This window comes from Micromonospora sp. KC723 (genome assembly GCF_004348595.1).
Lineage (GTDB): Bacteria > Actinomycetota > Actinomycetes > Mycobacteriales > Micromonosporaceae > Micromonospora.
Window position 1 is genome coordinate 17,226 of the sequence record NZ_SMKD01000057.1, and the last position, 17,795, is coordinate 35,020.

General features: G+C 73.3%; 18 protein-coding genes. 13 read left to right on the forward strand and 5 right to left on the reverse strand.

Translation table 11 applies throughout. From position 1 onward, the window contains the following. Window positions 1-66: 66 nt before the first annotated feature. A complete protein-coding gene (locus E1165_RS15020; protein WP_132391864.1) occupies window positions 67-462 on the reverse strand; it encodes a RidA family protein in 396 nt (131 codons plus the stop codon). A 118-nt stretch (window positions 463-580) separates the two neighbouring features. On the opposite strand from E1165_RS15020, the gene E1165_RS15025 reads away from it, so the two are divergent. Both E1165_RS15025 and E1165_RS15030 read left to right on the forward strand, forming a co-directional pair. Continuing rightward, the gene (locus E1165_RS15025; RefSeq protein ID WP_132391866.1) at window positions 581-1,561 is read left to right on the forward strand and encodes a YafY family protein; all 981 of its coding nucleotides are present in this window, start codon (window positions 581-583) and stop codon (window positions 1,559-1,561) included. Window positions 1,562-1,972: 411 nt separating this feature from the next. Beyond that, window positions 1,973-2,767: a trypsin-like serine protease gene (locus E1165_RS15030; protein WP_243704782.1), complete on the forward strand. Its 795-nt coding sequence runs from the start codon at window positions 1,973-1,975 to the stop codon at window positions 2,765-2,767. 222 nt (window positions 2,768-2,989) lie between these two features. Here E1165_RS15030 and E1165_RS15035 read toward each other — a convergent pair whose 3' ends face one another. Further along, on the reverse strand, window positions 2,990-4,207 hold the full coding sequence (locus E1165_RS15035; protein ID WP_132391870.1) for an MFS transporter: 1,218 nt from the start codon (window positions 4,205-4,207) through the stop codon (window positions 2,990-2,992). 139 nt (window positions 4,208-4,346) lie between these two features. Between E1165_RS15035 and E1165_RS15040 the strand changes: the two genes are divergently transcribed. Continuing rightward, window positions 4,347-5,501: an ROK family protein gene (locus E1165_RS15040; protein ID WP_207916892.1), complete on the forward strand. Its 1,155-nt coding sequence runs from the start codon at window positions 4,347-4,349 to the stop codon at window positions 5,499-5,501. Here E1165_RS15040 and E1165_RS15045 read toward each other — a convergent pair. Continuing rightward, entirely contained in the window at window positions 5,498-5,959 is a 462-nt protein-coding gene (locus E1165_RS15045; RefSeq protein WP_256370676.1) for a TetR/AcrR family transcriptional regulator C-terminal domain-containing protein, read from the reverse strand. The two genes, E1165_RS15040 and E1165_RS15045, sit on opposite strands and share 4 nt — an antisense overlap. On the opposite strand from E1165_RS15045, the gene E1165_RS15050 reads away from it, so the two are divergent. From E1165_RS15050 to E1165_RS15070, 5 genes are all read left to right on the forward strand, one after another. Further along, window positions 5,939-6,178, forward strand: a complete 240-nt coding sequence (locus E1165_RS15050; RefSeq protein ID WP_132391876.1) for a DUF4386 family protein — start codon at window positions 5,939-5,941, stop codon at window positions 6,176-6,178. The two genes, E1165_RS15045 and E1165_RS15050, sit on opposite strands and share 21 nt — an antisense overlap. A 126-nt stretch (window positions 6,179-6,304) precedes the next feature. After that, entirely contained in the window at window positions 6,305-6,733 is a 429-nt protein-coding gene (locus E1165_RS15055; RefSeq protein ID WP_132391878.1) for a hypothetical protein, read from the forward strand. Between the two features lie 147 nt (window positions 6,734-6,880). After that, on the forward strand, window positions 6,881-8,692 hold the full coding sequence (locus E1165_RS15060) for a serine/threonine-protein kinase (RefSeq protein ID WP_132391880.1): 1,812 nt from the start codon (window positions 6,881-6,883) through the stop codon (window positions 8,690-8,692). Further along, window positions 8,692-9,276 carry an FHA domain-containing protein gene (locus E1165_RS15065; RefSeq protein ID WP_132391900.1) on the forward strand — a complete coding sequence of 195 codons (585 nt, stop codon included), beginning with the start codon at window positions 8,692-8,694 and terminating at the stop codon, window positions 9,274-9,276. The genes E1165_RS15060 and E1165_RS15065 overlap by 1 nt, the downstream gene beginning before the upstream one ends. 445 nt (window positions 9,277-9,721) lie before the next feature. Further along, window positions 9,722-10,192: a hypothetical protein gene (locus tag E1165_RS15070; protein ID WP_132391882.1), complete on the forward strand. Its 471-nt coding sequence runs from the start codon at window positions 9,722-9,724 to the stop codon at window positions 10,190-10,192. Between the two features lie 81 nt (window positions 10,193-10,273). Here the strand turns inward: E1165_RS15070 and E1165_RS15075 are convergent, their stop codons facing one another. After that, window positions 10,274-12,625: a glycoside hydrolase family 65 protein gene (locus E1165_RS15075; RefSeq protein WP_132391884.1), complete on the reverse strand. Its 2,352-nt coding sequence runs from the start codon at window positions 12,623-12,625 to the stop codon at window positions 10,274-10,276. Between the two features lie 168 nt (window positions 12,626-12,793). Between E1165_RS15075 and E1165_RS15080 the strand changes: the two genes are divergently transcribed. Next, window positions 12,794-13,414 (forward strand): phosphatase PAP2 family protein, encoded by a 621-nt coding sequence (locus E1165_RS15080; protein ID WP_132391886.1) that lies wholly within the window; start codon window positions 12,794-12,796, stop codon window positions 13,412-13,414. A gap of 41 nt (window positions 13,415-13,455) precedes the next feature. Here E1165_RS15080 and E1165_RS15085 read toward each other — a convergent pair whose 3' ends face one another. Further along, complete coding sequence (locus E1165_RS15085) at window positions 13,456-14,214, reverse strand: A24 family peptidase (RefSeq protein WP_243704785.1); 759 nt, start codon at window positions 14,212-14,214, stop codon at window positions 13,456-13,458. Between the two features lie 472 nt (window positions 14,215-14,686). Between E1165_RS15085 and E1165_RS15090 the strand changes: the two genes are divergently transcribed. Genes E1165_RS15090 through E1165_RS15105 form a run of 4 tightly spaced genes read left to right on the forward strand, consistent with a single transcriptional unit; the run spans window position 14,687 to window position 17,638 of the window. Beyond that, the gene (locus E1165_RS15090; protein ID WP_132391890.1) at window positions 14,687-15,250 is read left to right on the forward strand and encodes a hypothetical protein; all 564 of its coding nucleotides are present in this window, start codon (window positions 14,687-14,689) and stop codon (window positions 15,248-15,250) included. Then, window positions 15,244-16,188 (forward strand): hypothetical protein, encoded by a 945-nt coding sequence (locus tag E1165_RS15095; RefSeq protein ID WP_132391892.1) that lies wholly within the window; start codon window positions 15,244-15,246, stop codon window positions 16,186-16,188. The genes E1165_RS15090 and E1165_RS15095 overlap by 7 nt, the downstream gene beginning before the upstream one ends. Then, the gene (locus E1165_RS15100; protein WP_132391894.1) at window positions 16,185-16,835 is read left to right on the forward strand and encodes an SAF domain-containing protein; all 651 of its coding nucleotides are present in this window, start codon (window positions 16,185-16,187) and stop codon (window positions 16,833-16,835) included. The genes E1165_RS15095 and E1165_RS15100 overlap by 4 nt, the downstream gene beginning before the upstream one ends. A 2-nt stretch (window positions 16,836-16,837) precedes the next feature. Further along, complete coding sequence (locus tag E1165_RS15105; protein ID WP_132391896.1) at window positions 16,838-17,638, forward strand: ParA family protein; 801 nt, start codon at window positions 16,838-16,840, stop codon at window positions 17,636-17,638. Window positions 17,639-17,795 lie beyond the last annotated feature (157 nt).

Genomic DNA, 17,795 nt, shown 5'->3' on the forward strand with positions numbered 1-17,795 from the left:
ACTCACCCACCCGCCTTCACTCGTGCCGCCGCCTCCGGCAGAGTTGCCGGAGGCGGCGGGGTCGCGTCACGCGACGGCGGTTCCCTCGAGCTCGACCATCAGGGTGGGGATCGCCAGCCGTGTCACCCCGAGCATCGTGGTGGTCGGGGCCACCCTGGCGGCGCCCAACCGCGACGCCAGCACGCCGTAGTGCTGGAAGAGCAGGTCGACGTCGGTGGTGTAGATATTGAGCCGGACGAGGTTCGCGAGGGACATGGCGGCCTCGCCGAGCACGGCCTCCAGGTTGTCGAGGCTCAGCGCCAGCTGTGCCGCCATGTCACCGGCATGCTCGGGTTTGCCGTCGCCGCTCATCGCGGTCTGCCCGGAGCAGTACAGTGTCCGGGTTTGCCCGGAGACGATCTCACCCTGGTTGAATCCCATCTCCACCGACCACGTCCACGGGTTGACGGCCGTTCGCTCCATCGCTACATCAGCTCCATTCGTCGAGAGGTGGGCACGCGGGGATTCGGGGCCCGCGTGTGGGTGAGCCTCTCAACCAATCACGACATCCTGTGTCGTGTATTCCTGGCATGATTCCCGTGTGCGGGCCGACCGGTTGGTCTCGCTGGTGCTGCTGCTGCGCCAGCGCGGTCGGCTGTCCGCGGCCACACTGGCCCGCGAGCTGGAGGTGTCCACCCGCACCGTGCTGCGCGACATCGAGGCGCTGTCCGCAGCCGGCGTCCCGGTCTACGCCGAACGTGGTCGGCACGGCGGTTTCGCATTGTTGCCCGGTTTCCAGACCGAGCTCACCGGACTGAACCACGACGAAGCGCTCGCCCTGCTGGTCGCCGGATCACGGAGCGGCGCGCAGGCCTTCGGGCTCGGTTCGGCGCTTGCTTCCGCCATGCGGAAGGTGGTTGACGCCCTGCCCGAAAGCCACCGGGACGCCTTGGCCGGCGCGGCCCAGCGATTGCTGATCGACCCGGAGACCGATCTCCTCTCGCGCCGGCTGGTCGCCGAGGAGGTTCCCGACACCATAGTGGCCGAGGTCCGGCGAGCGGTGCTCGCCGGACACAAGCTGCGCATCCACTACGCGGCCATGGGCCAGACACCACAGTGGCGCACGGTGGATCCGATCGGCCTGGTCACGGTACGTGGCCAGGGGTACTTGCTGGCCACGAGATCTGGCGTGGACCGCACTTACCGGCTGTCCCGGATCTCGTCCGCGAAGGAACTGGCCGAACCCGCGCAGCGACCAGACCGGGTCGACCTGGACCGAGCCTGGCAGGAACGCAGCACGCGGTTTCGGACCGGCGGCGACCAGGTCACCGTGCTGGTGCGGGTGCACCCGGCGCGGCGGGAGGACCTGGTCAGCAGCGCGCTTGCCGTCCGCGCCGAGGACACCGACGCAGACGGCTGGCTGCGGCTGGAGGTCGCCTTCCAAGATCCGCGACACGCCGAATGGGCGCTGTGGCAACTCGCCACGAACGCGGAAGCCCTGGCCCCGCAGTGGTTGCGCACCGCCCTGCGCAATCGCGCCGCCGCGATCGCCACCTGCTACCAGGCGTCATCCGAAGGTTGAGCGATTCGCGCGCCGGCGACTCCTCACATTGGCTATCGACGCATCGAGCCAGTCGGCTCATCAAAGCCGAGGAGCTCTCCCGCGCTTCGGTGATGGCCTCATCCGCCGACTCGCGATACGACGGAGTCCGGCTGCTGCTGGCTCACCATCGCGTACCCGGCAGAAGGCGGCGAGGCCACGGATGTCGTCCGGCTCGAAGAACCGGAACTCCAATCCGTCGAACTCCGCGTTCCCGTCCAGCCCGCCACCGTTCAACAAGGTACGACGGTCGTTGTCCACACCAGCGCCCGGGCGAGGAAAACCGACGCGACCGGTGGCGCAGATACGGGCGCCAGTTTCCCGTACGCAATGGGCGTTTTGCCCCTCGCACCGGCGGCTGTGATCGTTTTATCATGACCCATGATCAATGGATTGCCCTCGAAATCCTCCTCTCGCCGCCGTGCCGGCCGGCTGGTCGCCGCGTTCCTCGGGGCGGCCGTGTTCGTCGGTCTCGGCGTGTTGCAGGCGGGGCCGGCCCACGCGATCGTCAACGGCGAGCCGGTTCCCGAGGGCTCCTACCGCTTCTCGGTCAAGCTGACGATGACCGGCATCCCGACCGCCGACGGCGGACGGCGCAACAGCGCCTGCTCGGGCGCGCTCATCCACCCCTCCTGGGTCATCACCGCCGGCCACTGCTTCCGTGACCTCAACGGGGTACGCGTGGAACGGACCGTGGCCGACCTGACCACCGCCACGGTCGGCCGCGCCGACCTGTCCGGCACGAACGGCCAGGTCGCCACCGTTGTCGCGGTCCGGCAGTCGTCCGTCAACGACATCGCGCTGGTCCAGCTCGACACGCGGATCACCGCCATCCCGCCGATCCGGTTCGCGGGCACGCCGCCGCAGGCGGGGCACCTGCTGCGCCTGACGGGCTACGGTGCGGACAACCCGGTGAACCCGCAGCCGTCGATGGTCCTCCGGACCGGGCAGTTCAAGGTCGTGTCGGTGGCGGGCTCGACGGTGGGAGTGACCGGGTACGCACCCGCACGGGACACGAGCGCCTGCCCCTGGGACTCGGGCGCGCCCTACTTCGCCGAGCGCAAGGGCAAGCGACCGCTCCTGGTCTCGATCGAGAGCACCGGGCCGGGCTGCCCGCACGCCGACGTCGAGACGACCGCCCGGGTCGACGTCGTCGCGCCCTGGATCACGTCCGTGATCGGAGGGTGAGATCCGACCTTCCTGGCGGCGCTGTGACCAGCTGGAGCCGGGGCCGGCCGGAACGATCACGGCGGGTGGTCCAGATGACCGATGCCGGTACGCCCTCGACTCCGGGGGAAGGTCGACGTCATCGTCCAGCACGGGGGGCGAAGAGGGCTCGGGGCGCGGGGGTCCGTACCGGCGCGTCCCGGGCCCGCTGTGACTACCGGCGGCTCTCGGTCGGCACAGGCGTCAGTTGGTCGCGGCTACCGGTACGGTCCGTTCCGGCGACCGGTCCGGTAGGAGGCGGCGCATGGTGACGGGGCCGACCAGGGTGATGAAGACCGCCAGGGCTGCGGGGACCATCAGGCCGACGGTCAGGTCCGTGGCTTCGGCGAGGTAGCCGATCGCGGCCGGGCCGAGCAGGAGCCCGGTGGAGCCGGAGATCGAGATCAGGGCGATGTTCGAGGGCGAGCCTCCGGCCTCCCCCACGGCACTGAACAGCACCGGTACGACCAAAGCGATCCCGCTGCCGGCGAGGATCCAGCCGGCCCACGCGAGCGGAAGCCCGCCGGCGGCGCCGGCGAGGAGGACGAGGGTGTAGCCGGCGGTCGCCAGGGTGCCCGCGCCCAGCAGGGTGCGGCCGGGGCCGAGCCTGGCGCGGATCGGGTCGCCCAGGAGACGGAAGACCGTCATCGCACAGGCGAACACCGTGTACGACAGTGGCGCGAGCGCCTCGTCGGCCTGCAGGACGCGGGCGGCGTGCAGGTTGGCCCAGTCGATCGCGCCGGACTCGATGAGGTGTCCACCGAGGCCGAGGACGAACATCGCGCCGAGCACGGTCACGCCGATGCGGGCCGGGCGCGCCGGTGCGCCACCACTGTCGCCGTCCGCCGCCTGGGGCGGTGGGGGCAGCAGCGGACGGGTACAGGCGGCGAACACCACGGTGCAGGCCAGCGCGGTGATCACCAGCATGGCCTGGTTCCCCAGCCCGAGGGTGAGGCCGAGCGAGGTGAGCGCCCCGGCGGCGGCGCCGCCGAGGCTCCAGAAGCCGTGGAAGGACGAGACGACAGGCCGCTGGTAGTAACGCTCGAGCTCGACGGAGTGGGCGTTGAGTCCCACCTCGACGAATCCGACGCCGACACCGTAGATGGCGCCGCAGACCAGGAGGGTCTCGTAGCTCGGCGCGAGTGCGGGGGCGACGAGGACCAGTTGGGTGGCCGGGCCGGTCCAGCGCAGCAGGCCGCGGGTGGTGGTCCGGGCGGCGAGCTTTCCGGCGGCGAGCATGGTGACCAGCCCGACGACCTGGATGAGCAGGAGCAGGGTGCCCAGGCGGGCCTCGCCGAGGCCGAGGCGGCGGTCGACCGAGGGGAGTGCGGCAGCCCAGGCGCCCATGACGAAGCCCGAGGTCGCGAAGGTGCCGAAGAGGCCGACGCGGGCGCGGCGCAGGGCGGTGCTGTCGGGGTTCATGGCCGTCCTTGGATCGCGATTTTGTTCTTGGTGAGAACTTAACGGCACGCACCGATGGGCGTCGAGGTTTTTGTCCTGGGCGGAGACATAAGACACCATGGGCATGACGCCGACAGGAGTAACGCCTGCCATGCCGCAGATGAAGACGAGCGCGGATCTTCGCGTGCACAACCAGACCCGGCTGCTGCGCGCCGTCCACGACGCCGACCAGCCGCTCACCCGCGCCAGCGCCGCGCGGGTGCTGGGCATCGGCCGCAACACCATCGCCGCGCTCGTCGGCGAACTGGAGACGGCCGGGCTGCTGCACGAGGTTCCCGCCGCCACGACGGGCCGAGGCCGGCCGACGACCCTGCTGCTCCCGCACCCCCGCGGCCCGGTCGCCTTCGCCGCCGACATCCGCGAGGACTCCTGGACCCTGGCGCAGATCGAGTTGGGCGGGCGGCTGACCGGACTGGAGACCGGCGAGCACGACCGGACCCCGGCGGTGTTCGACGACATCCGCAGGGCGACGCGCCGGCACGCCACCGACCGGCTCGTCTCGCTCGGCATCGCCCTCGCCGGGCCGATCCTGGACGGTCGCCGGCTGCACATCTCTCACCTCGGTTGGGACGAGGTGGACCTCTACGAGCAGATCGGCGACGACTGGCCGCCGACGGTGGTGGTGGACAACGACGCCAGGCTCGCCGGGCTCGCCGAGGCCAGGCGTGGAGCGTTGCGCGGGGCCGGGACCGCGCTGCACTTCCACATCGACTTCGACATCGGCGGCACCCTGCTGCTCGGCGGGCACACCCAGCGCGGCGCCCACAACATCGCCGGAGAGTTCGGACACATGCCGCTCACCGGTGGCTCCGGGCTACGGTGCATGTGCGGTGTCCAGGGGTGCTGGAGCCTGGACGTGGGCACCAACGCGCTCCTGCGCCGGTTCGGGAGGGAACCCGGCTACGGGGCCGGGCGGCAGTTGGGGAGGGAGATCCTTGCCCGCGCCGAGGCCGGCGAAGCCGAGGCGGGTCGGGCGGTCGACGACAACGCCGTGGCACTGGGGCGAGGGCTCGGCGCGCTGGCCAATGCCCTGGACCCCGAGGCGATCACTCTCTCCGGACTGGGGGTGGAGCTGATCCGGTTGCGGCGCGACCTGATCGAACATGCCTGCGCCGAGGGGCTGATGGAGTTCAGGCGTGCCCAGCCGCCGCGCATCCTGGCAGGGACGGTCGGCGAGGCCGGCCCGCTGCGCGGCGCGGCCGAGACCGCCTTCGACGCCGTCCTGAGCGCCGGGTGGCTGCGAGGCCGGATCTAGCCCGCACACCCGGTGACAGCGCGGAGGCGCTCAAGCCCGTCGAGGAGCGGGTCGAGCGTGAACTCGAACTCGACCTGGCTGTCGCACCAGCCGAGCGTCGGGTCGGCCGCGTCGTGGGCTTCGGCCACCATCATCGCCGTGAGGTGCGGGAGAGCCTGGGCCATCGCGGCCAACTCCGCCTCCGCCACGTCGGCACTCGCGTCGGCGGCGCCGGGACGGAAGACCTCCTGGGTGAACCCCAGCGCCAGGCTGCCGAAGGCGTGCAGCGCCCGGTGCGCGATCCGGTGGGAGAACCCGGCGTCGACCAGCGTCGCCACGATGGCGTCGTAGTAGGCGTACAGACCGGTCGGAGTGGTCGGGCCGGAGCTGAGCAGCGTCGGCGCCCAAGGGTGGCGCAGCATGACACCCCGGGCGGAGGGGAACCGCGCTCCGGATGGATGCCCCGGCCCCTCGGCCAACTCCTGGTCGTGGGCGGCGTCGGCTACGCGCTGAGCGCCCTTCTCGGATACCTGGCGCCGGAGGTGGAGGTGGTCGTCGGCGTGCTGACGGTGCCCGCCACCGTGGGCGAACTCTGGATGGTCGGTTACCTGCTCGTCCGCGGCGTCCGCCGACACGTGGCCGCCGAGAGGTCGCCCGGCGCGGCGCCGCGCCCCGTCGCCGTGGAGTCGCCCGTGTGACGGCGACCACTCGCCGTACCCCCGGTCACCCCGGGGGAGGAAAACGTCTCCGGTTCGTCACCTGTCGGCCACCGTCTCGCCCTGGTTGTCTCACTGGCGACACATCACCAGGGAAAGCAGGCTGACATGTCGATCCTCCGCCGTACCCTCGCCACCACGGCCGCCGTCCTCGCCGCCGGCACGGTCACGCTGGTCAACGCCGCGCCGGCAATGGCCAGCACGCCGTCGAGCTGCTCCAACGTCAGCCAGGTCGGCACCACCCGGGTGCTGACGGTCGGCGGGATGCAGGCGGCATCGGTGAAGCAGTTCTACGGCTGCGGCTACAACTACGCCTACATCTACGTCTGGGAGCAGTACCGCAACACCCACTCCAACTGGGACCTCTACGTCCACGTCGTCAACCACAGCGACAGTGGCAACGACTACGGGGCGGCCCGGCTGGACAACACCACCCGGGCGGAGCTCTGGGGCCCGCCGGCCGACACGGCCCGGTACTGCACCCACGTCACCGGCTACCTCAACGGAACGGGCGGCTCCACCAGCACGGTCTGCTGATCCCGGCACGCCGAGGCCCGCCGGATGCCTCCGGCGGGCCTCGTGCCGTCCCGCTCCGGCCGTGCGCGGGGTCTCCGATACGCGGCGGCACCCGCCGGAGCTCCGGACTACGAAGGGCTCTCCGGCGATCGGTAGCATTCACCGACGATGGTCCACAGCGAGCAGTTGGTCAGCCCCGCCCCCGGGCCCGGTCCCGCCCTCGGGGTGGACGGCTGCACCGACGCGGTCGAGGTGGGCCGGGGCGGTTTCGGCGTGGTCTACCGGGCCTGGCAGCCCGACTTCTCCCGCTGGGTGGCGGTCAAGGTGCTCGCCGCCGACTGGCACGGCCCGTCCCGCGCCCGCTTCGAGCGGGAACTGCGGACCCTGGGCCACCTCTCCGGCCACCCGCACATCGTCACCCTGCACCAGGCCGGCCGTACCGCCGCCGGCAACCCGTACCTGCTCATGGCGTACGAGGAGGGTGGCTCGCTGGGTGACCGGCTGCGCGACGGCGCGGCGGGCGACTGGCGGGACGCCGTCGCCGGCGGGATCGCGGTCGCGGGCGCGTTGGAGACGGCGCACCGGGCCGGTGTCCTGCACCGCGACGTGAAACCCGAGAACATCCTGGTCTCCGGGTACGGCGAGCTGAAGCTGGCCGACTTCGGGCAGGCCAGGCCCTTCTCGACGGGCCTGCCCGACCCGGGCGGGCGGGTCACCGCCAGTGTCCTGCACGCCGCACCGGAGGTGCTGCGCGGTGAGCCCGCCTCGGTGGCCGCCGACGTCTACGCCCTCGCGTCGACCGTGCTGCACTGGATCCAGGGTGCCCCCGCCTTCGCCCCCGCCACCGGGGAACCGCTGGCCTCGCTGTTGTGCCGCGTCGGTGTCGAACCGGTGCCCGACCTGCGACCGCTCGGCGTACCGGACGGGGTGTGCGCCGCGCTGGAGCGGGCGATGGCGAAGGACCCCACCCGGCGGCCGGCGACAGCCGCCGCCTTCGCCGACGAGCTGCGGGCCGCCCAGGCGGCGGCCGGTGTGCCGGTCAGCCCGTTCGTCCTCGGCGGCGGCGACAGCGCCGCACCGGGCACACCGGAGCCGGAAGGCCCGGCGGCGTCCCTGTCGCTGACCGACCGTCGCCGGGCCGCCCTGGCCCTCTCGGCCACCGTCGCACGCCCGCCCGTCCGGGTACGCCGGCAGGCGCTGGTCCGCCCGCTGGGGCTGCTCGCCGCCCTGACGGCGGTGCTGGCCACCGGGTACTCGCAGGCTCTGCCGGCACCTGCCCCGGTGGAGTTGCCGTCCGCCGTGGCCTTCGGCGAGCTGGAGCTGAACGTCGAGTCGCCCGAGCAGGCGCTGACCATACGCAACCGCGAGGACCGGCCGCTCCGGGTGGCCGACGTGGCGGTGACCGGGCCGTCCCGCGACGCCCTTCGGCTCGTGGCGGACGGGTGCACCCGGCAGCCGCTGGCTCCGGGCGGCCGGTGCGAGCTGCGCCTGGTAGCCGTGCCGCACGCCACCGGACCCCTGCGGGCCTCGGTGCGGCTGACCACAGCCGGCCGGCCGCTGGTCACCCCGGTCACCGGCACCGGCCGGCCCCGGCCGGCCAGCCGGGACGACGCCCCGCCGGGCCCCTGCTACGCCGACGCCTACCAGGTCGGCGCGTCCGCGTACGGGCACGCGGGCGGCCTCAGGGCGATCTCGGTGAAGCAGTACTGGTCGCCGAGCTGCCGGGCGACCATGGCGTACGTCTGGGTGTGGAAGCAGTACCGGGACAACGTCGCCACCGACGGCGGCACCTGGACGGTGGACCTGTCGGTGCGCGGAGATCGGGCGGTGGCGCGGCAGCGGGCGGTCGGCCAGCCGTACGAGCTGTGGACCGAGCCGTACCGGACGGCGGGCGGGTGCAGCAGCGCGACGGCGACCGTGACCGCCGACCGCACGAAGACGCTCACCGCCGCGACCACCGAGCCGCACTGCGACCGGTGATGGAGGGCTACTTCGAGGTCCACGGGGTGGGCGCGCTCCGGCTGGTGCCGTTGACCACCGACGCGCTGACCATCGGCCGGGCGCCCGGCAACGAGCTGACCGTCGACAGCAAGCTGGTCTCCCGGCTGCACGCGCTGGTGGAGCGGTTCCCGTCCGGCTGGACGATCCGCGACCTGGGCAGCACCAACGGCACCACCGTCAACGGGCTGCCGCTGCGTGAGGCGCGGCTGCTGCGCGACGGCGACCGGGTGGGGGTCGGCCCCGCCCGGCTGCTGTTCCACGCCCCCGGGCAGCTCAGCGGCACCCGTACGGTCGGGATGGAAGCGCCCCCGCCGCCCCCGCCGCTGACCCGGCGCGAGCAGGAGTTGGTCGGGGTGCTCTGCCGCCCGTACGTCGAGGGGGGCGTCGCCTTCCCCGAGCCGCCCGGCGTCCGGGCGCTGGCCACCGCACTCGGCGTCAGCGAGAGCGCGGTGAAGAAACACCTGACCAACCTGTACGACAAGTTCGGTCTGGTCACGAACAACGAACGGCGCCGGTCCCGGCTGGCCGGCGAGGCGGTCCGGCGGGGCGCGGTCGGGGTCTGACACGCATGCCGCCTCTCGGCCGTCTTCGGTCGGCCCGGCATGTGCGTGCCCTCCGGGCCACGCGGACACGACCCGGAGGACACACCCCCCTTTTCCTCCGTGCGCGTCGTGTCCCGACGACGGTGGCGGCGCGGCCACCCCGGCCCGCCACGGGGGTGCGCGACGAACAGGGCGACCGACAGCGTGCCCGGGCAACCGGCCGGAGGACGGACCGGTGACGCCCACCGAGATCACACCAGGTTGGGCGAGGTGCCGACAGGTGTCGGAAAGGGGAGGTTCTCCGGTTGGTGGGTCACCGTTCACCCGCCCCTCGGCGTTCCGTCGCGCCTGCATGCCCAGCACCCTCGGCGACACTACGCTGACCCCGCGTGTCGGTGATCCGGCTGCGGTCCCCCGTGGCCCCCGGTACGACGAGGGCACCCACCCGCAGCCGAGGAGGTACGCGATGAGTCGTCCACAAAAGACCGTCGAGGTCGACCCGGTGCTGTTCCGCGCCGTCTACGACTCGCCCGCCTCGCTGCCCGGCCGGCACCGGTGGGTCACCCCGGAGCACGACGTACGCCGGCTGGAGAAGCTGCTCGGCATGCCGGCGGGCAGCGTCGGCGCGCCGCTGTGGGTCAGCGGCGACCAGCCGGACTGCCCGAGGTGCGGCCGGCGGCAGACCTGGCTGGACATCGTCTCGTCGGCGCTCAAGGGTGTACACGACCGGATGATGATCGCCACGGTGATCCTCGGCGAACGCAAGTACGTCAACACCGAGGTCCCGGAGGCCATCGCCGGGGTGCACTGCCTGGACTGCCATCACCCCATCGACGGTCTGCGCAGCTTCAAGTGCCACAACTGGGCGTACGCCTTCGAGGCGTTGGCGGCGGTGCGGGAGCGGATGGACGGCGGCGTCAACCGGTCAGCTCCCTGACGTGCCACGCGGTTGTCCCGTTCGGAGCGCAGCAGCGCGGAGGCGTGCCCCTCGGCGAGCCGCTCCGGTCGGGTCACCGGCCTACCCTCGTCGGCGCCGCGCGCGGCGGCCGGGCGGTGACGGCGGCTCGGGGCCGAAGTCGGGCACCGGCGGCATGGGCAGGGTCACCGGGGCGGCCCCGGTGACCGTCACCGGCTCACCGGCGTGCCGCAGCGTCACCTCGCCGTCCGGGTCGTCGGGCAGTTCGTAGCGGACCTCGCCGGCGGTGAGGGTGACCCGCAGCCGCTGCCGCCGCCAGCGCAGACCGAACGCGAGCCGACCGATCCGGGCCGGCAGACGAGGGTCGAAGGACAACTCGCCCCGGTCGTCACGGAGCCCGCCGAAGCCCTCCACCACCGCCGTCCAGGCGCCGGCGAGGGCCGCCAGGTGCAGCCCGTCAGTGGTCTTGTCACCCAGGTCGGCCAGGTCGTGCAGGGCCGCCTCGGCGAACAGGTCGTACGCCAGGTCCAGGTGCCCAAGCTCGGCGGCGAGCACCGCCTGCGAGCCGGCGGACAGCGACGAGTCTCGGACGGTACGAGCCTCGTAGTAGGCGAAGTTGCGGGCCTTCTCGTCGGCGGTGAACTCGCCGGGGCACCGCTGCATGGCCAGCACCAGGTCGGCCTGCTTGACCACCTGCTTGCGGTACAGCTCCAGGTAGGGGAAGTGCAGCAGCAGCGGGTAGTGGTCCTCGGTGAGCGCGGCGAAGTCCCAGTCGGGCTGGGTGGTGAAGCCCGCCGCCTGCTGGTGCACGCCGCGCTTGGGGTCGTACGGGACGGCGACCGCGTCTGCGGCGGCCCGCCAGCCGGCGATCTCGGGGGCCTCGACCCCCAGTGCGGCGGCGCGTTCCGGGTGCCGCTCGGCGGCGTCGGCCGTGCCGCGCAGAGTGCGTCGGACCATCAGGTTGGTGAAGAGGTTGTCGTCGACCAGAGCGGCGTACTCGTCGGGGCCGGTGACCCCGGTGACGTGGAACGCGCCGTCGTCCGACCAGTGCCCGAAGCCGTGCCACAGCCGGGCCGTCTCCACCAGCAGTTCCAGCCCGGCCTCGACGAGGAACTCCTCGTCGCCGGTGGCCGCGACGTACCGCAGCACGGCGTCGGCGATGTCGGCGTTGACGTGCAGGGCGGCGGTGCCGGCGGGCCAGTAGCCGGAGCACTCCCGGCCGCCGATGGTCCGCCACGGGAAGGCCGCGCCGGGCAGTTTCAGCTCGCGGGCGCGCTCACGGGCCTCGGGTAGGTGGGCGTGTCGCCAGCGAAGCGCGGCGCGGGTCACCTCCGGCGCCAGGTACGTCAGCACCGGCAGCACGTAGCTCTCGGTGTCCCAGAGGACGTGGCCGTCGTACCCGTTGCCGGTGAGGCCCTTCGCCGGGATGGTCCGGTCGCCGTCGGCCCGGCCGGCCTGGAGCAGGTGGAAGACGGCGAACCGGACGGCCTGCTGGAGTTCGGGGTCGCCGTCGAGTGCCACGTCGGCGGTCTGCCAGAGCGTGTCGAGGGTGGCCCGCTGGTCGGCGAGGAGGGCGTCGAAGCCGTGCTCCCTCGCGTCGGTCGCCTCGCGGGCCGCCAGGTCGGCCAGGTCGCCGGCCGGCGTGCCGTCGACGGGCGCGCACCCGTACGCGGCGAACTTGGTGATCCGCAGCCGTTCCCCCGGGCGTAGCCGGCCCTCGACGCAGGTCCGGAGGCGGTCGTCGGCGCTGTCGCCGCGGCTGGTGAGGCCGCCGGGGCCGGCGATCCGGTGGGTCACCGCGACGGCGACCCGCTGCCCGCTGCGCTCCGTGCGGTGCACCAGCACTCCGGAGCAGCCGTCGGAGCGGTGCAACTCGGCGGTCAGCGGGTCGTGGATGACCGTGGCCGCGCGTGGATCCCCGGCACGTTCCGGTATCCGCTCGTTGGCCTGCACGTCCGAGCAGAGCCGCAGCTCCACCGGGTCGTCGCCGAGCGGTTCGACCTCGTAGCGGACGGCGGCAACCGCGCGCCGGGGCAGCGCGACCAACCGGGTGCTGCGGATACGCACCCCGTGCCCGGCGGGCGAGACCCACTCGGTGTGCCGCCGGAGCACGCCGGCCCGCAGGTCGAGCACCTGCTCGTGGGCGCGCAGCGTGCCGGTGCGCACGTCCAGCGGCTCGCCGGCCACCCAGATCTTGACCAGGGCCGCGTTGGGGGCGCTCACCACGGTGTCGCTGCGTTGCGGGAAGCCGTACCCGTTCTCGGGGTAGACCAGTTCGCGCTGTTCGTGGAAGCCGTTGAGGTAGCTGCCCGGCATCTCGGACGGCTCGCCCTCGTCGAGGGTGCCGCGCCAGCCGACCCAGCCGTTACCCAGCGCGAAGATCGACTCGGTTTCGCCGAGCCGGTCCAGATCGTCACCCGTCCGGCGGATCCGCCAGCTTTCGTCCTCGTGCACGGCTCCTGCGTTACCCACCCGGGGGGGTGACCGAATCCGGCCGGTGGGCACGAATCCGTCAGACGAAAGTCAGGGGCGGGCCCTCACCATCGCGCGGTTCGCCCGGCCTCCGTGGTTTGTACCGTTGGAGGCAAGTGAACGGAGTATGAACAGTTGGTGAGGTGAGAGATGGTGCAGATCGGTACGACGGACGTTCCCGACATCAGCGGCGAGTGGTACCACGACATCGTCAAGGTCGCCGACTCCTCCCCGACCGCGGTGCAGTGGTTCGCGGGGCACTTCACCGAGGCGGCCATCCTGCTCCTCGGTGCGCTGTTCCTGCTGGCCGCCGCGCCCCGGCTGCGTCACGGCCGGCCGCGGGAGCGGGCGGTCACGCTGGTCGCGCCGGTCGCCGTGCTGCTGTCGTACGCGTGCAGCGAGGGCTTGAAGACGGTCTTCGACGAGGACCGACCCTGCCGGAACATGGCGCGGATCGTGGCCGGTCAGTGTCCTCCGGCCGGTGACTGGTCCTTCCCGAGCAACCACAGCACGATCGCGGGGGCGCTCGCCGTGGCCACCCTGCTGCTCTCCCGGCGGCTGGGGCTGATCGCCGCACCCCTGGCGCTGCTGGCCGCGTTCTCCCGGGTGTTCGTCGGCGTGCACTACCCGCACGATGTCGCCGCCGGGCTGTTGCTGGGCGCGCTGGTGACGTTCGCCGTCACCCTCCTGGCCGCCCGTCCCGCCGCTGACCTGCTCGCCCGCCGCGCCGCGCACTCGGGTCGCATCCCGGCGGTCGCCGACCGCCGCTGACAGCCCGACCGCGCTCCGGCGGGCCGGTCACCACCGGCCGGTCAGCGGGCCAGGAGCAGGGCGGCGCAGGTGCCGAGGACGAGGAACGGCCCGAAGGGCAGGTGGCTCGACCAGTTCACCTTCCGTGCCAGCAGCAGTCCGAGGCTGGTCACCGCCGAGGACGCGAAGGTCAGCACGAGACCGGCCAGCAGCACAGGCCAGCCGTACCAGCCGAGCAGCGCCCCCACACCCACCGCCAGCTTGGCGTCGCCGAGGCCGAAACCCCGCCGGCCGAGCAGCAGCGTGGTGGCGGCGAACGCCAGCCCGAGCCCCGCGCCGGCCGCCAGCGCGCGCCACCACGCGTCGAGGCCGGGACCGGTCGCCGCGGCCACCCCGAGCAGTGCCAGCACCCCCGCCGTCGCGGGCCGGGTGAGCCGGTCGGGCAGCCGGTGCACGGCCAGGTCGACCAGGACCAGCGGAACCGCCCAGCCGAGCCACCAGGCGATCGCCACCCGCTCGGCGAGGGTCGCGTCGACCAGCACCAGGACCGTCAGGGCCGCCACGAGGAGCACCTCGACGCCGCCGGGCGGCGCTCCGACCCGCGCCCGGCAGGCCGGGCACCGGCCCGCCGGCCCGAGCACCGCCCCGCCCAGCACGAGGGTCGTGCCGCAGCGGTCGCACCCGGTCCGTGCCGCCGAGCCCGGCGGCACGGCGTACCGGGCGACGGCGAGCCGCAGCGGCGGAGCCAGGGTCAGAGCGGCGAGGGCACGTACGTAGCGTGACCTGGGCCGCGCTTGCCGGTAACGACCGGGTCTCGGCAGGGCGTCGGGCAGGTTGCCGGCGGTCGCATCCGCGACCTGGGGGGAATTGCCTGCGCCGCATGTGTCAGCGGGTGAACGGATCGGGCAATATCCATCGACAGCTGACATATCCGCAGGCAGCGTCGCCTGATCGGCGCGATCGGCCGGCCGTCCGGCGGCAGCGGCTCGCCCGTCGGGTGCCGCCGGACCCCGGGAGCGGTCCCGGTCGACGCCGTCCACCCCTGATCACCTCCGACAATCACTCAGAGTGTTCGATTCGATTGCCTCTGTTGCATCGGCGCACGTCAGCCTATGCTCGCCCCTTGAGTGGTGCGCAACCCCCGCCGACCGGCACGACACACCCCTTTCCACATCTCACCCAGATCAACACAGGTAAATGTGGCGGCACCGAAGACATGATCGGGACGCGCTGCCGCATTGCCCGGAGGTCCGCACGGTCGGGCCGCCGGGCGGCACCGAGGAGGGCACGGCGATGCGAGCACGGCATCCCCGCCGATGGACGACCTCCCTGGTCATCGCCACGGTGGCCGGGGCCGCCACCGGTTGCGGCGGCGGGCCGGAACGGGCCGCCGGGCCGCCCGTCCGGCCGGCCGCCGACACCCGGCAGCCGAGCGCCGACGAGCGGGCCGCCGAGCAGGCGGCGCTCACCGCGTACGCCGGGTATCTGGACGCGTCGCGGGAGGCGAGCCGCGCCGGCGACCCGCGCCACCCGGCGCTCGCCCGTTTCCTGGCCGACCCGCTGCTCACCCGGGTCCGGGTGGTGATCGACCAGGCCCGCCGGCACGGCGCGGTCCGCACCGGAACGCTCCGCTCGGACCCGACGGTGACCTCGGTCAACCTGGACGCCGCCCCGCCGACCGTGGACATCCAGGACTGTCTCGACACCACCGGCTACCGGCTGGTGTACGCCAAGGACAAGCGGGTGGTCCCCGGCACCGGCGGGAGCCGGCACCTGGCCACCGCCACCGCGACCCGCTACCCGGACGGCCGGTGGCTGATCTCGACCGGCACCGCCCACGAGGACCAGCCGTGCTGACCTGGGGAGGAGGCCGCGTCCCGGCCCGCCGAACGCGGGTCAGGACGCCCCGCCGGCTGCTGGCGGGCACACTGCTGGCGCTGCTCGTCACGGTCCTCGCGCCGCCGCCGCCCGCCGCTGCGGGAGCGCCCGACTGCCCGATCGGGCAGGACGACTGCTCCATCTGGGACGACGACCCGGGCACCCCGGGCGATCCGGACGACCCCGGTGGTGGCGGTGACGGTGGCGGCGCGAAGCCGCCGGCCGCCAAGTGCCAGTGGAACGGCAGGCCGGTGGCCTGCTACAACGAGTTTCTCGGCTGGTTCAACAACGCCGACGGCTGCTACTACAAGCTCGCCGAGCCCCAGCCCGAGGCGCCCGAGGGCAGCAAGTGGTACGTCCAGACCTGCAACGGCGGCGACCTGGGCCAGCAAACCACGGTGCTGCTGGCCACGCCTCCGCCCGGCTTCGGCGCCCCACCCGACCCGGAGGAGTTGGCCCGCCGGGTGCTGGCCCGCCTCTCCCTGCTGCCGCCCCGGATCGCGGTCGCGCCCCGCCGCGACACCGGCCCCGGCCTGGTCGGCCTGCCGGTCTGGATGTGGGCCAGCCCCGGCCGGAACTACTTCGGGCCGATCGAGGCCAGCGACTCCGACCGGGGCCTGACGGTGACGCTCACCGCCAAGGTCGAGCGGATCGTCTGGAACATGGGCAACGACGTCAAGATCACCTGCACCGGCCCGGGCACCCCATACGACCCGAGGGGCCGACACGCCGGAAAGCCCTCACCGGACTGCGGCTACGACTCCGGCTACCCGAAGGCCGACACCTACCTGGTCAGCGCCACCACGTACTGGTCGGTGAGCTGGCGCGGCGGCGGCGAGAGCGGCGAGATCCCGCAGACCCGGACCAGCGGGACCATCCCCATCGAGATCGACGAGCTTCAGGTGGTAACCCGATGAGCCTGGTCACCCGCGACGGCGTTCCGGTCGACGCCCCGATCGCCCCGCCCAAGGTCGTCCGGCAGCGACGCACCCGCCCCGGTTTGCTCGGACTGGCGGTGCTGCTGATCGCGCTCGGCGGCCTCGGCGCGGCCTTCGCGGTCACCTCCGTCCGCGCCACCGGCAGCTACCTGGCGGTCGCCCGTCCCGTCGAGGTCGGCCGTACGCTCAGCGCCGACGACCTGGTCAGCGTCCAGGTCTCCGGCGGCGCCGGGCTGTCCCCGGTGCCCGCGAAGCGGCTCGACGAGGTGGTCGGCAAGCGGGCCGCGGTCGGGCTGGTCCCCGGCACCCTGCTGACCATGGACCAGCTCACCGACGCCCCGCTGCTCGGCCCCGGTCAGCAGCAGATCGCGCTGGGGCTCGACCCGAGCCGGGTACCGGCCCGCAAGCTGCACCCGGGCGACAAGGTGCTGCTGGTCAGCACCCCCGCCGACAACGACGACAGCCAGGCCCCGGGCACCCGGTTCACCGGCACGGTCATCGACACCAGCACCCCGGAGAACGACGACGCGGTGGTCTACCTGGCGCTGCCCGCCCGGGACGTGCCGGCGGTGGTGGTGCTCGCCGCCCAGGAGCGGATCGCCCTGGTGCTGGTCGAGGCGGCCTGACCATGGCCATCATCGCGCTGGTCTCGGCGAAGGGCTCGCCCGGTGTCACCACCTCGGCGCTGGCCTGCACGCTGAGCTGGCACCGGCGGCTGGTGCTCGCCGAGTGCGACCCGTCCGGCGGGACGATCCTCGCCGGCTACCTCGGCGGCGCGCTCGACGGGCCCCGGGGCATCGGCGAGCTCGCCGTCGGTGAGCTGCGCGACGGCAACCTGGAGACGGCGTTCTGGTCCCAACTGGTCGACCTGGACGCCCCGAAGCGGGAACGCCTGCTGCTGCCCGGCGTGGTCGACCCGGCCCAGGCCGGCAGCGTCAGCCCGCTCTGGCAACGCTTCGCCGACTTCTTCGGCGAACTGGAGAAGGGTCGCCCCCCGTACGACGTGATCGTCGACTGCGGCCGACTCCAGGTCGGCAACCCGCCCTGGCCGATCCTGCGCGCCGCCACGGTGGTGCTGCTGGTCACCCGGGCACGTCTACCGGAGCTGTCGGCCACCCGGTCGACGGTCCGGGCCATCGAACGGGACTTCACCACACACCGGGTGCCGCCGGACACGCTGCGGCTGCTGCCGGTCGGAGACGGCCACGGCACGGGCGAGATCGCCAAGGCGCTGCGGGTGCCGGTGATCGCCCGGCTGCCGGAGGACCGGCGTACCGCCGACGTGCTCAGCCTCGGCGGCACCATCCGGGCCAACCGGCCGCTGATGCGCGCCACCGCCGCGCTGGAGGCACCGGTGCGGGCCCTGCTGGACCGCCGCCGGGCCCGGCTGGCCTGGCCGGCGAACCAGGGGGTGCCCGATGTGGTGTGAGCCGGCCCGGCCGGCGCGGACGCGCCGGGGGCGGGAGGCGCGCCGTGCGGTTTGAGCCGGTCCACCACGACCCGCGTGTGCAGCAACCGGGGGCGACGTCGACGATGCCACCGCTGCCCCCGGCCAACGGCCACCACCCCCCGCCGCCGGTCACGCC